We start from the raw sequence: 14,737 nt of genomic DNA on the forward strand, positions 1-14,737 counted from the left end.
CTGCTTCAACCGATTTCTTATTTTTTGAATTTCAGTATAAAGCGATTTTCTTCTGCGATTAAAAAGCATGTGCTACAGATCATTTCTGTAACACATTTCATTTATGGAAGATCAATAATTTACTTAAAAAGGTCTACACAAAACTTTTCTTTGAGCACTTTCAGAATCAGCTCAATCGCAGGATGCTGGTTATTTTTACGGTAACTGACATAGAGAGCAATCATCGGTAAAGGTTCCAGCGTTTTTTTCACCACAATATTATCGCCGAGTAAAGGAATCACATAAGCGGGTACCAGGCTCCAGCCGACGCCCATGCCGACCAGGTTGACATTCAGCAGAATATTGGTGGAATACTGCACCACATTCACGTTCAGTTTTGACTGCCTAAAGAAATCATCAATAATCTTATGCAGCTGTGGTGAGGCCTGTTCATCACTAATCACAAAATCCTGATTCTCAAACTTCTTGATGCTGACATAGGGCATTTCTGCGACCGGAGAATTTTTCGGCACAATCAGCGTCAGTGGCTCATCAAAAATCTGAACGGACTCAAACTCATCCGACTGATCTCGGTAGCGGGTAAAGGCAATATCAATACTGCCCTGTCTCAGCGCGCTAAACTGTTCTGCATCGGTCAGGCTATGAAACAGTGCTTTCAGTTCAGGAAAATGTGCACGGATATTCGGCATGATATAAGGAAAAATTTTCATTTCCGCGACCGGTACGAAGCCGATATTCAGCTGACCCTTATGTGCATGGGCGATCTGACGGGCTGCCTGCACGGCACGTTCCGCATGTTCTAAGCTCAACAGAGCTTCCTTTAGAAAAGCCTGTCCAGCCTCGGTCAGCTCAACCTTGCGGTTATTCCGCTCCAGCAATTGCGCATCTACTTCACGCTCCAGATCCTTAATCTGCTGACTGAGTGAAGGCTGAACAGTATTCAGTTTTTCAGCTGCCCGAGTGAAATTCAGCTCTTCAGCCACTGTAACAAAATAGCGTAAATGTCTTAATTCCATTTTATTCTTCCGGTAAGGATGCTGAAATCGAAGGTCGCTTCCTGGCCACATATTGACGGTAGATCAATAAAGTGACAATCACCATCACTGCACAGAACATATAGGTCTTTTCAAAACCGTATTGCGCAATGATCATACCCATCACTACTGAACCCACTGCCAGTCCAATATCAAACAGGGTAAAAAAGGTAGAAATTGCATGGCCCATACGCTGTTTTTCGACAGATTGAATCGCCAGAGTTTGTAAACATGGAAATAATGAACCGTAACCAATTCCGATAAATACCGCAGACAACCACATAGTCCATTGGCTGGACATGACACTGACAATCATCATGCCAATCGCAAAGAAAATAAAGGAAGGATAGATAACTGCACTTGGTCCTTTACGGTCGTAAATTTTGCCCACCCAAGGCCGTACCAACAACATTGAGGCCGCAAAAACAATAAAGAAGATGCCGGTATAAGCCAGTAGTTGCTTGGTTTCACTAAAGGGCGTGATAAAACTCATGATACTGGAGTAAGCAAAAGCCGTGAGCAGTGCCACAAAACTCACCGCCAGCACTTTGACTTCAATAATGTCATGCAGGCTGAATTTTGATTTTTCGACCACTGTAGCTTGAGGTTTTGCTAATTCGGTAATTTTCAGCATGAAGGAAAAGATCAAGCCGATAGAGATAATCACGGCAAGCAAGCCAAACAGCACTTTAAAGCTGGTGAACTGAACTACGGTTAAGGCCAGTAATGGACCAAATACCACACCCAGATTAGTCGACATGACAAAATAGCCCATGCCCTCACCCTTACGAGATTCCGGAATAAACTCATTTGCAACGGGAACGGTGACCGTCGTCAGTATGCTGAACCAGATCCCATGTAAGAAACGCACTGCCAATAATGACCACATGCTATCGACCAGCAGATAACTAAAGGAAAATAAGGCAAAAATAACTCCGGCTCCGCGCATTGCCAATTTCTTGCCGAGTTTCTCGATAATCATGCCAGAAAAAGGTCGAATGGCGATGGATGAAACTAAGAACAGAGTCAAAGCCAAACCTGCTTCTTTGACTGATCCGCCCAGACCTTTCATGATATAAACCGGCAGAATGGTCAGTAAGGCAAAGTAATAGACAAACAGGAACAGATTGTTCAATAAACACAGAATAAAGGAGCGATTCCATAAGCGCTCAGGACTAGCAGACATAACACGCAACTTTTAAAAACAAATTTAAGAACTGACTAAACTCAGGGAGAAATCAAAGCTGGGCTTAAGGCCAGATCTACCAGATTCTGGATATATTGATCATCCGGCATGCGGTTGAAGAAAATGATCTGGTAATGAATCGGCCCGTACAAGGTGTCCAGCATCAGATCAAAAGGATAATCCGCACGTAATTCCCCACGCTCGATGGCCTGTTGAATCAATTGGTGGGTTTGTTTTCGACGTGGTAATAGATACTGCTGAAAAAAGTCTGCAGCCAGCTCCCGATGATTGGCCATAACGACCAGCAAAGCTCGGCCTACCGGATGATTAAGCGCCTGAACCAGCAGAGTTAGCTGTTGAACCAGATTGCTGCGCAAGCTTTGTGAAGCATCCAGTTCAAATACCCCTGCTGTGCGCTGCTTGAAAGCATCTAGTACCAGTTCAGATTTATGTTTCCACCAGCGGTAAATCGTAGATTTGCCAACCCCTGCCCGTGCAGCCACATCTTCAATGGTTAGCTGATGATATTCACCTTCTGCCAGTGCATCCGAAACCGCCTGCAGAATACTGTGCTGACGCCGTGAACATTTTTCTTCTTCACTCATGCTTAAAACCAAAAAAACAAAACGATACGTATCGTTTCATAGTAGATTAAAAAACAAGCTTAAGCCAGAGTTAAATGAATTTTATAGGCAAAAAAAAAAGACCTCTCATTGAAGGTCTTTTTAATAAGCAAATTAAGTTTAGTTCTTAGCTATGCGCTGATTTTTTATAGATACTGCATGAAGGATGATGATTTTCCTGCAGACGGGCAACTTTACGTTGTTCAGCTGCTTCAAAACGGCAACGTTTCCAGTCATTGTCCAGATTCAGCGGTGGAATCTGTTTAGGCTTACCATTTTCATCAACAGCGACCATCGTGAAGTAGCAACTATTGGTATGGCGTACAGTACGTTTCTGAATATTTTGCGCTTCTACACGAATGCCAATTTCCATTGAAGTACGACCTACATGGTTCACACTTGCCAGGAAAGTCACCAGCTCACCCACATGAATCGGTTCTTTGAAATTTACTTTGTCTACAGACAGGGTTACGACATAACTACCCGAATAGCGACTCGCACAAGCATAAGCAACCTGGTCCAATAATTTCAGAATTGTTCCACCATGTACATTTCCTGAAAAGTTCGCCATATCTGGCGTCATAAGAACCGACATCGTTAACTCTGACTGGTCATCCGATGCTGTTGCAATTTGATCTAAAGGGGCCATCGTTTTCTCTGAACTCTTTGAATGACAATGATATAGACCATTATTATAGCGTTTTTGGCCTAAATAAAATGTTCAATTCGGCAAATAAAACATCATAATTCTTGATATGAAATTTTTCTCCATACAAAAAAAAAGATATCCCTCTGAGGATCCATAGAAATCATCAGAAAGTTATTTTCAGTAACTATAAAATAAACAGGAATTTATCCACTAAATTATTTTCTTGAATCAATGCACTGTGATGAAGAGATTTTCCATTAAGCATGCAAAACTCGGTTTAGGAAAATGCATGCATTAACAAAAAATAACCTCGAATTAAGCAGGCACCTGTCTCAACATTTCTCGCGCCACATTCTCATAACTTAAAGTCTGCTGGCCATGCAATATAGTTTCAACGGTAAAAGAACCATCGGGATGAACTTTAGTTACAGTAAAAATCGTATTTTCAAACTGAGCTAGTGTGACTTGCTGGCCAATTTCGATGTGATTCATATGGCTTTTACATTTATTAATCTGTCGATTTTTATTCTGTCATGATCTTCTAAGCTTTTGAACAGTTGTTTAACTTAAGTCTGTGAATAATTTTGTTAAAATCAAAAAATAGCCTTAAAACATTTTCATAAAATCACTATAGTTTTATAATTCAAATATTTATTTCCCATTGAAACTTGGGCTTTAAGTGACTTTCAATAGGTAGAAAACATTAGCTCATCTCTAAAAACGATGAACAAAAATGAGCCATTTTTCACCTACTTGAGAAAAGCGATAAATATTTTTATACATCTATTTGAAAGATAAATATTTTATTCAAAATCTTAGAACAAACTATTGTTGCTGAGCCAAGAGCAATGGAATCTGATGACCCTGGCTATAATTATGCTTCTGATAGACCTGAGCAATTTCTGGTAGCTTGAGTTTAGCCGCCTCGATGCCAGCGTCCATGGTCAACTCCCTGCCACGCACATCAAAAATATGACCTTTTTCGCGTAAGTCTGGCTGAATCACCACATCGGCATATTGCAGCTCTTCAGAAGCTAAACGTTGCTGCATGATATTAATATTCTGGTTGAATAGGCCCCAGACATTAGTGGTTTCGGTATGGATTGGCTGCGCCAGAATATCGACAGCAATCACAATATCAGCGCCCAATTCACGAGCTACTTTAACTGGCACCGGACTGACCAGCCCTCCATCCACATATTCTTTTTTCTGGATGACAGTCGGAATAAACATGCTTGGAATAGAAACAGATGCACGTACTGCCTGACCAGTATTACCATAATTGAAGACTACCCGCTTACCCTCTTTCAAGGCTGTTGCTACCACAAACATCGGAATTTTCATGGCTTGCAAAGGCGTCTGATCAACCTGCAAATTCACATAATTTTCAACTTTTTTGCCATCAAAAAAGCCTTTGCGGTCTAGCTTGATGTCGCGAACATCAGTGGCTTTCATACTTAATGCAATATTACGCAGTTCAATCGCCGGTTTACCACTGGCATAAATGGAACCGACAATACTGCCAGCACTGGTTCCCACAATAAAGTCAGGTTGTATGCCTGCCTGCTCCAGCACTTCAATCGCCCCGATGTGCGCATAGCCACGCGCACCGCCACTGCCAAGAACCAGTGCAATCACCGGACGGTTTTCTGTTTGCTTAATTTTGCGGAAATTGATCTGGTTTGGACGTGCCTGGGCTTCTGCTACTGAACTGGCAGATTTGATATGACTAGAGTTAGATGGATTAAAACCGGATGTCGTTTGGCAGCCGCTCAAACCTACCATTGTCATCGCCAATATACTCAGTACATATTTCTGCATGCAGAGCACGTCCTCATTTTGTTAAAGCAACATAGTGTATAAACACATGCTTAAATAATCTGTAGAATTTCGTAAAACTGTCATACAGTTGCACTAATGTCTTTCAATTTTCAGCCACTGTATGAATACACCTTCACTGTACCGGATCTTTCTCACTTTCCTGCAACTGGGCTGTATGGCATTCGGTGGACCGGCAGCGCATCTGGTGTTTTTTCACCGTAAATTTGTCGACCAGTTACAGTGGTTAAATGCGACACAATATGGCCAGCTGGTTGCATTAGCGCAGCTTTTGCCCGGCCCAAGCAGTAGTCAGGTAGGCCTTTCAATTGGCTATCTGCAAAGAGGTTATGCTGGGGCATTCGTGGCTTGGCTTGGATTTACTCTGCCTTCAACGCTTCTGATGAGCTTGATCGCAGTACTCGGTCAGCACTATTTCCATATTCTAAACTCAAACAGCTTTCATAGCATTCAATTGATCGTTTTTTCTGTAATCGTCTGGGCATTCTGGCAAATGCTTAACAGTTTCTGCAAGAGCATCTGGCAGTATGTACTGGTCTTGATTTCAGTCCTAATCCTGAGCTTCATTAGTATCAGTTTGAATCAGCTATTAGTCATTATTTTAGGGGCAGTTTTTGGCCTTGTAATGGCAAAATTTTCTAATCCTCAGGAAAATAAGCCTGCTTCAAATTCATCTACCATTCACTCAAGTTATATTCGTCCACGTCATGCACCCTACTGGTTCATCGCATTTATACTGCCCTTTTTCCTGATTCCTCTACTAGTCAAATCTGGTTCTTGGCCTGAACTCGCATTTTTTGCTGATTTCTATCAAACTGGCTCATTAGTCTTTGGTGGCGGACATGTCATTCTGCCTTTGCTGCATCAGGACTTTGTGGCGACCAATTTACTTTCGCCCCAATCTTTCGATCTAGGTTATGCATTTGCCCAATTGATGCCGGGTCCATTATTTAGTTTTTCCAGCTATGTCGGTGCTCTGTTGCCTTGGACAGGTTCATCCTGGATTAATGCACTGTTAGCAACCTGTGCCATTTTCCTGCCTTCGTTTTTTCTGATTTTTGCTACTTTGCCTTATTGGTCATGGTTAATGCAGCAACGTATTATTTTTCAGGCGGTGAACGGGATTAATGCAGCGGTGGTCGGTCTGCTTTTATATTTGCTGATTGATCTCTCTCAGGCATATTTTCGTTCCTGGTCTGATCTGGTTTTTGTCATCGTGATGATTTTACTGTTACGCTCGAAATTACCAGTCTGGTTCAGCCTGATTGCTGGCTTTATCCTATATCAAAGCTATCTTAATTTTGTGTCATTCTAACCATTTAAACCCATAAAAAAGCCCCGAACCAGTCGGGGCTTTTGCTCAAGTCTTACCAGATATCTGATTTAACTTTATCTTTAAATTTCGGATGATCATCGAGCTTAAACTCTGGTTGCTCGATGCCACGTTTCAGCTGACCGGTATAGTCCTTGAGCAGCATCAAAATAAATGGCATCAGCAGTACAATCGCAATCAGGTTAATACTGGCCATGACGCCCATGAACAGGTCCGCCATATTCCAGATCAACGGTACACTGGCAATCGAGCCGAAATACACCATAAACAATACCAGCAACCGGAAAATAAACATGACCTTGCTGTTATTATTGATGAACTGAATATTTCCTTCTGCATAGGCATAGTTACCAATGATAGAAGAATAGGCAAACAGGAACAGAATCAAGGCCAGGAAGTCATCGCCCCAAGCACCAATCTGGCTTTCAAGCGCCATCTGGGTCAAGGTCACGCCTTCAAAACCGGCATTTTCATATAGGCCAGAAACCAGAATCACGATAGCGGTACATGAACACACAACGAAGGTATCTACAAATACGCCAAGCATTTGAACCAGACCCTGATTCACCGGATGTTTCACGTCAGAGGCAGCCGCCGCATTCGGTGCTGAACCCATCCCCGCTTCATTCGAAAATAAACCGCGCTTAATCCCCATCATCATGGCCATCGAGATCATGGCACCGAAGAAACCGCCTGCAGCTGCTTCAAACTCAAATGCTTTGCTAAAGATCAGCTGAAAAATAGACGGCAACATATCGTAATTGATGACGGCGATATATAAAGCTACACCCAGATAAAGAACTGCCATGAAAGGGACCACCCCTTCAGCAACTTTTGCAATCCGTTTGATCCCGCCAAAAATAATCATGGCCGTAATCAAGACCAAGACCAGACCAATCCAGGAAACTTCCAGATCGAAACCACCTAATGGCAACATCAGATTGGCTTCATTCCAGCCCCAGGCATGTGAGGTTGCACCCGTAATGGCATTGGCCTGCACGGCATTGAACACAAAGCCATAGGTCGTAATCAGTGCAATTGCAAAGACAATTCCCAGCCATTTCTGTTTAAGACCCTGAGTAATGTAATACGCAGGTCCACCACGGAATTGCTGATTCTTGTTATCCCGAACTTTAAACAACTGGGCTAATGATGATTCTACAAAAGCAGAACTCATTCCCAGAAATGCAGTAAACCACATCCAGAACACAGCACCTGGACCACCGACAGCAATCGCAATGGCAACACCTGCAACATTACCCACACCGACCCGGCTAGCCAGACCTGTTACAAAGGCCTGAAACGGCGTAATACCATGGTCATCATCGACCTTGCCACGACTACGTTTCATGACTTTGATACTGTGCCAGAATAAACGGATCTGTACTGCACCGGTCATGATCGTATACAAAATACCGACTGCGACTAGAAACACCACCAAAAAGTCCCAGAGTGGACCATTTAAGGCATCGACCCAGCCCAGTAAGGTTTCATTTAGCTGATCATTCATGTCATATCCTTATGAGCTTATGACTCATTATCAAGCTTAAAATTAGACGAAAAATTTCAAGATCATCTGGATGATCGTGGCATTAATCAAGTCAACGAAGAAAGCACCACATAATGGAACGATCAGAAAGGCTTTATGCGAAGCGCCATACATATTGGTAATCGCCTGCATATTGGCAACAGCCGTTGGGGTTGCACCCATCCCGAAACCACAGTGACCTGCAGCAAGTACTGCGGCATCGTAGTTTTTGCCCATCACCCGGAAAGTGACAAATGCTGCATATAAAGCCATAGTCAAGGTCTGTGCACCGAGAATCACCATCAATGGTCCTGCCAGATCCGCCAGTTGCCATAATTTTAATGACAGCAGCGCCATGGCCAGATAAAGCGACAATGAAGCATTACCAAACACATCAATCGCACGGTCGAAGATCTGGATTTTCAGGATGCCTTCCAGCACGTTACGCAGAATCACACCGCCTGCCAGTGCCCATACAAATGTTGGCAGTTCAAATACTGTATCTTTACTGAAGCCAGTCATCAGTTCTGCAAATGCCAGACAGCCTGCAAACAGACCAAGTGTGGTAATGGCATTATCAGCGGTGATCAGACGGACACGATGTGGATATTCAAATTGCACATATTCATCTGTCGTGCTGTCCATTGGCGTATTGTCACGCTTTTCGATCTGCTGATCGGTACGTGCCACCGCAAGATTATGACGGTTAATCAACAGTTTCGCCAAAGGTCCACCGATAACACCACCAATGATCAGACCAAAGGTTGCACTTGCCATCCCGAGCGCCAAAGCCCCCTGAATACCATGCTCAACCTCCATAATTTCACCCCAGGCGCCAGCAGTACCGTGTCCACCAGTCAAGGTAATCGAACCGGCAATCAGACCGATCAGAGGATCAATACCTAACAAGCTTGCCAGCCCCATACCCACTGCATTTTGTAGGGCAATAAATGTTGAGATGGCAACCAGGAAGATCACCAGTCCGATCCCGCCTTCGCGTAATTTAGCGAAGTTCGCACTCAGACCGATCGAAGCAAAGAAAATCAGCATAAAACTGGTTTGCAGTTCCGCGCTCGTGGTAATGCTGTAGCCCCAGAACGAATGAACCAGCAGAGAGATAACCGCTGCAACCAGACCACCTGCGACAGGTTCAGGAATGTTGTAACGTTTTAGAAAATCGATTTTATCTACCAGAAACCGGCCCAGTAATAGCACAATTACTGCAGCGATCAGGGTATAAAATGCGTTAAAAGTAAAATCCATAATTTTTTTGTCCAAGATGGTTCTGAATTTTTGTCATTCTAAAAGTCGTGTTGCGATTCATTTCCACAGAAGAAAACCTTACATTACCCCATGTAATTGTCATCTACTTCATTCATCCATCGCCTTTAGAATCAACAAAGCATTCCGCATCTGTTTCAAACTTATGAATATCATCGTGATGATCATATTCAGTGAGAGATTTATAAAAGCGAAAAACAGCCTTTTGCTGATTGCATAAGCTACGCCAGATGCATAAATTCATCTAAGCGTGCAACTCATAGCGATAACATCCAGCCTATATTTTTTACTTCTCAACCAGCATGAATTGCTGCATGAGTGCTTTTAACCTAACTGAGTTCATCAAGTCATTTGCAATAAGATATTTCAAATAGAGCTTGACCATGCAATCTTCATTATTTCTTCAAAATGCATGTATTCAACTGAAAAGTCGCACATTATGCTGTTTCTTTGTATAAAGTTTTATTGTTTTTTATTAACTATAGTTAGCGAATATATAAAAAATAATTATAACTTCTTATTTTTTATAGTTTACTACCCCCAAATTTTAATCGAAATAAAATATTAATTGAAAGTAAAAACGGATATTTAATTTTATTTTTAAGATTGAATTTTAATCATTCTATTTTGTTTTCAACTTTCCTTTTAGTTCCAGCCATCGATGTTAATTGCTCAAGATATCAGCATCTAAAATATCGGTTGCATGTTTAGAAGGAGTTTTGTTTAAGCATTCAATAAATTTCTTAGGCTATTTATATAACTTCTATATCTCTTAAGTGCATTCTCATTCATGTGATTTTTATTAATCATCATAATTCACTGTGAAACTAAAATTCCCCCTGCCCGACAGAGTTTGTTTGGTTTATAGTCAGTTCACCATCATTAAGGATATGAGATTGGAAATTAGAATGGATCAAAACCTCGTTCATGCTGTAGATCAAACCATTACTTCCCGTCATTCAGTTCGTGCTTTTCTGGATACGCCGGTCAGTACCGACATGCTCAAAGACATTTTGACTGTGGCCAGCCGCGCCCCTTCAGGGACCAATACCCAGCCATGGAAAGTATATGTGCTGACAGGGAAAAAGCGTGATGAGCTGGTGCAGCGTGTCTGTCAGGCGCAAATGGAGCTTTACCAGAATCCGGCACTGGCCGAGCAATATAAAGAAACCTTTGCCTATTATCCCGAACAATGGTTCTCTCCTTATATCGACCGACGCCGTGAAAATGGCTGGGGCTTATATGGTTTGCTGAATATCCAGAAAGGCGAAAAAGAAAAAATGGCGCGCCAGAACCTGCGTAATTTTGAACTGTTTGATGCACCAGTGGGGCTATTCTTCACCTTACATAAAGATTTGGGCATAGGTTCAAAAATGGATATTTCCATGATGATTCAAAACGTGATGCTGGCTGCCAAGGCACGTGGTCTGGATACCTGTCCGCAGGCTGCCTGGAATCATTTTCATAGCATTGTGCTAGATGTACTGGGAGCAGGTGAAGATGAAGAGCTGGTCTGTGGCATGTCACTAGGCTATGCAGATCCAGACCATATCGTAAATACCTTTATCACCCCACGTGTCCCGGTAGAGGAATTTGCCGTTTTTGTAGATGAATAAGATTTGATAAGCCATGATCCAAGCATCAACTTTGAGCTGCTTGGATTGTCTGACAGAGATATAGAGTTCTTGCAGCTCCTTATTTCTGTTTAACTCTAGGCAGTTCTAATTTCAATACAGATCTAAAGGCTATAACTACAAAGATCGCCATTACCAAGGCCATATTGAATAAAGCATCCCACAGCATAAAGTTCAGCAAAACCCCACCCAACAAACCGCAGGCAAATTGCATACTGCCCATGATCGCACTGGCGGTTCCCGCACGCGCGCCCTGCTCTGCCATGGCCAGCGCCATCGCATTCGGTCCCACAAAACCAATCGAGGCCACAACGACAAATAAGGCCGCCATAACTAGGACAACAGATTCAATATTCAGATAGCCTAAAACCAGTAAAGCCAGGACACCGATTCCCTGTAAAGAAGCACCTAGTTTTAAGCGACTTAATACTGAAAGATATTGAGCCAGATGCTTATTCAGGGTCGAGAACAGCATGATTCCAACGGCATTCCCCCCGAAAGCATAAGCAAACTGCTGCTCGGTCAGATGATAATGATCCATCAGAATGGCTGAAGAAGCGCTGATATAGCAGAACATCACCGCCCCAGAAAAACAGCCCACCAGCATCGGTCGTCTGAAACTTTCATCCTGAAAAATGGTTCGGTATAAACTCAATACCTGTTGCAAATTCAGTTTAAGACGGCGTTCCGGGGGCAAGGTTTCCTGAAAGAAAAAATGCACACAGACCAGACTAAACAAGCCACAGCCCATCAGCACCAAGAAAATAATATTCCACTCAAAGAACATCAGTACCCATGCGCCGAGACTTGGCGCAATAATCGGTGCAATGGTCGTTACAATCATCATGCTGGCAAAGGCCTGGGCAGCCGCCTGCATATCCAGCCGATCACGAATGGTTGCTCGGGCAACCACGACTCCTACACATCCTCCTAAGGCTTGTAATACCCGTGCTGCAATCAGGCTCCATTCATTCTGTGCAAACATACATAACAGGCTGGCCAGAATATACAGACTCAATCCAAAATAAAGCGGTGGCTTACGTCCAATCCGGTCACTGATCGGGCCATATAGCAACTGCCCAACCGCCAGTCCAAGGAAATAAGCTGGCAGACTATTGGAGACCATCTGGGTACTGACACCAAAATCCGCTGCCATTTCTGGCAAGGCAGAGAGATACATATCAATGGATAAAGGACCAAGTGCAGTCAGTGAAGCCAGCAAAATAATCCAGGACATGGCATAAGGCCGTGGTGCTGTCGTATTGGAGTTCATGTAATTAAAGATTTTAATGCGTAGTAGGCAGACAAATTAACATAGCGCATAGTATGATTTACATGGAAATTAAAAGTTATAAATATACTTTTTCTCATATGTATATTCAGCTTTGCAGCAGAGACTGCAAGAGAAAGGATCACCGTTGAAATCTTGGCTCAATCGTCTTAAGCACGCGACCTATAATACGACCCTGATGTATAACCTGCGTATGCTGATCGCTTTTGCAGGAACTGCCTTCGTTCCCTATTTCATGGGACAGCAGTTAATGACTATTCCACTCACCCTTGGGGTGGTGGCCGCAGGTTTAAGCGATATTGATGACCGCTTTTCCGTACGTATCCTGAATCTGTTCTATACCTATTTAGGCTTCTTCATTACCGCAGTGGCAGTCTATCTGTTATTTCCTTATCCGCTGCTGTTTGCTTCTGCCCTCATTGTTTCTTGTATTGTCCTGATTCTGCTTGGCTCGCTTGGTCGACGTTATGCCACGATTTCCTATGGCTGTCTGGTGATTTCTGTCTATTCCATGCTGGGGGTTGAACTTTTTGATGGATGGTATCAGCAGGCAAGCTTGCTGCTGATTGGTGCGGTCTGGTATGGCTTTTTGTCGACCCTCAGCTTTCTACTGTTTCCTGCGCGACGTGCACAGGATAATCTGGCCAAATGCTATGCCTCATTGGGTGATTTCCTCTATGCCAAGTCGAATCTGTTCGATGTCGATATGACTGCAAAAAGTTATCAGCAAAGTATGATCGAGCTGTCACTGGAAAATGGCAAACTGATTTCAATTTTTAATGAAATGAAGACTGTCCTTTTGACCCGCCTGAAAGGTGACCGGGGTCAGAAAGATACTCGTCGTAGCCTGCAATATTATTTTGTGGCACAAGATATTCACGAGCGTGCCGATTCTGCGCATATTGATTATCAGAAACTGGCCAAGATTTTTGAACACAGCGACGTTTTGTTCCGTTTTCAGCGCATCCTGTCGATTCAGGGCAAAGCCTGTAAAGACCTGAGTGAAAGCATTCAGCAGCGCAAAACCTATAAACATAATAAACGCTTCAAACATGCCTTTGAAAACCTGAGATTGTCCCTGGAAAAATTGCGTACAGAACAGCAGTATGATCAGGTCTGGATCAATGCCCTATTTGCCTTATTCCAGAACCTGAAATCCATTGATGCGCAGTTACGCAACCTGGAAACTGAACGTAATATCAAATTTGATCGTGCTAAACATATTGAAAACCAGCTCAAAGATGACGACCTGAAAGGCTGGGAAGATATCAAGATTCGGGTCAAGCAGCATCTGACACCTGAATCGGTGTTGTTCCGTCATGCCATTCGTCTGTCGATTGTGCTGCTGATCAGCTATATCTTTGTCCAGCTGACCGATATTCAGTATGGTTACTGGATCCTGCTTACAGCACTATTCGTCAGCCAGCCTAACTTTAATGCTACCAAGCGCCGCTTACGTTTACGTATTGTCGGGACTCTGGCAGGTATTCTTTTGGGATATGCCATTCTGTACTTTATTCCTTCTGTTGAAGGACAATTATTGCTGCTGATTTTGAGTGGGATTCTGTTCTTTGAATTACGCAGTAAACAGTATGCACAGGCCACTGCCTTTATTACCATTCTGGCCCTGATCAACTTTAACCTGGACGGTATGGGCTTTGCCGCAGCTATTCCACGTATGATTGATACCCTGATTGGCTGTGCGATTGCCTGGTTTGGTGTGAGCTTTATCTTTCCAGACTGGAAATTCCGTCGCTTGCCACGCAGCATTAGCCGTAGTCTGCAGGCAGAATGTGACTACTTGAGTGAAGTGATTGAACAGTATAAGTCTGGACGAAATAATGGTCTGACCTACCGCGTGGTACGTCGTGCAGCTCATAATACGGATGCTGAAGTTGCTTCCCTGATTTCGACTTTGGCCACTGAACCTGATTTTGATCCGGTGCAAAAATCACAGGCTTTTGAGTTCCTGTGCCTGAATCATACTTTTATCAGTTATATTGCCGCGCTGGGTGCGCATCGTGAAAAAATTCAGGATCAGGATGTGCTGGACTTGCTAGACCAAGCCCTAGAAAATATTCGTGGTGCCCTGCTTTATGATGAAGTCCCTGACCTAAGTACCCAGAATATGATTCAGAATATCCGTCAGCGTCTGTCACAACAGCAGGAAGAAGACCAGAAACCATTGATTATTTTACAGCAACTGTCTTTAATGTTTAGTATCTTGAAGCAATTGAGTCAGTTAAAGCAAAGTTTAAGTCACGAACGTGATGAACAGGCCACTGAATTGGCTTCATTATAATTTGGCCGATTTTGGAACAATATACTCACTGAATCAG

General features: G+C 43.1%; 12 protein-coding genes. 3 read left to right on the plus strand and 9 right to left on the minus strand.

The features are described from left to right. Positions 1–119 precede the first annotated feature (119 nt). The 6 genes from O4M77_RS10715 to O4M77_RS10740 form a co-directional block, all read right to left on the minus strand. Positions 120–1,016 (minus strand): LysR substrate-binding domain-containing protein, encoded by an 897-nt coding sequence (locus O4M77_RS10715; protein ID WP_159123387.1) that lies wholly within the window; start codon positions 1,014–1,016, stop codon positions 120–122. Between the two features lies 1 nt (position 1,017). After that, positions 1,018–2,220, minus strand: a complete 1,203-nt coding sequence (locus tag O4M77_RS10720; RefSeq protein WP_166137658.1) for an MFS transporter — start codon at positions 2,218–2,220, stop codon at positions 1,018–1,020. Between the two features lie 41 nt (positions 2,221–2,261). Then, positions 2,262–2,825, minus strand: a complete 564-nt coding sequence (locus O4M77_RS10725; protein WP_166137661.1) for a TetR/AcrR family transcriptional regulator — start codon at positions 2,823–2,825, stop codon at positions 2,262–2,264. Positions 2,826–2,970: 145 nt separating this feature from the next. Next, a complete protein-coding gene (locus tag O4M77_RS10730; RefSeq protein ID WP_004784949.1) occupies positions 2,971–3,492 on the minus strand; it encodes an acyl-CoA thioesterase in 522 nt (173 codons plus the stop codon). A 315-nt stretch (positions 3,493–3,807) separates the two neighbouring features. Continuing rightward, on the minus strand, positions 3,808–3,984 hold the full coding sequence (locus O4M77_RS10735) for a hypothetical protein (protein WP_162835329.1): 177 nt from the start codon (positions 3,982–3,984) through the stop codon (positions 3,808–3,810). 333 nt (positions 3,985–4,317) lie between these two features. Beyond that, a complete protein-coding gene (locus tag O4M77_RS10740) occupies positions 4,318–5,313 on the minus strand; it encodes a patatin-like phospholipase family protein (RefSeq protein WP_159123384.1) in 996 nt (331 codons plus the stop codon). A 121-nt stretch (positions 5,314–5,434) separates the two neighbouring features. On the opposite strand from O4M77_RS10740, the gene chrA reads away from it, so the two are divergent. Next, positions 5,435–6,646: a chromate efflux transporter gene (chrA, locus tag O4M77_RS10745; RefSeq protein WP_166137664.1), complete on the plus strand. Its 1,212-nt coding sequence runs from the start codon at positions 5,435–5,437 to the stop codon at positions 6,644–6,646. A gap of 52 nt (positions 6,647–6,698) precedes the next feature. Here chrA and O4M77_RS10750 read toward each other — a convergent pair whose 3' ends face one another. Continuing rightward, on the minus strand, positions 6,699–8,174 hold the full coding sequence (locus O4M77_RS10750) for an alanine/glycine:cation symporter family protein (RefSeq protein ID WP_159123382.1): 1,476 nt from the start codon (positions 8,172–8,174) through the stop codon (positions 6,699–6,701). A gap of 42 nt (positions 8,175–8,216) precedes the next feature. Next, a complete protein-coding gene (gene gltS / locus O4M77_RS10755; RefSeq protein WP_166137667.1) occupies positions 8,217–9,455 on the minus strand; it encodes a sodium/glutamate symporter in 1,239 nt (412 codons plus the stop codon). A gap of 926 nt (positions 9,456–10,381) precedes the next feature. On the opposite strand from gltS, the gene O4M77_RS10760 reads away from it, so the two are divergent. After that, positions 10,382–11,089 carry a nitroreductase gene (locus tag O4M77_RS10760; protein ID WP_166137670.1) on the plus strand — a complete coding sequence of 236 codons (708 nt, stop codon included), beginning with the start codon at positions 10,382–10,384 and terminating at the stop codon, positions 11,087–11,089. Between the two features lie 79 nt (positions 11,090–11,168). Here O4M77_RS10760 and O4M77_RS10765 read toward each other — a convergent pair whose 3' ends face one another. Continuing rightward, positions 11,169–12,380, minus strand: a complete 1,212-nt coding sequence (locus tag O4M77_RS10765) for a multidrug effflux MFS transporter (protein ID WP_159123380.1) — start codon at positions 12,378–12,380, stop codon at positions 11,169–11,171. A 145-nt stretch (positions 12,381–12,525) separates the two neighbouring features. Between O4M77_RS10765 and yccS the strand changes: the two genes are divergently transcribed. Further along, positions 12,526–14,700: a YccS family putative transporter gene (yccS, locus tag O4M77_RS10770; protein ID WP_159123379.1), complete on the plus strand. Its 2,175-nt coding sequence runs from the start codon at positions 12,526–12,528 to the stop codon at positions 14,698–14,700. Positions 14,701–14,737: the final 37 nt, after the last annotated feature.

Origin of the sequence: Acinetobacter sp. YWS30-1 (assembly GCF_033558715.1) — a bacterium.
In the GTDB taxonomy this organism is placed as follows: Bacteria; Pseudomonadota; Gammaproteobacteria; order Pseudomonadales; family Moraxellaceae; genus Acinetobacter.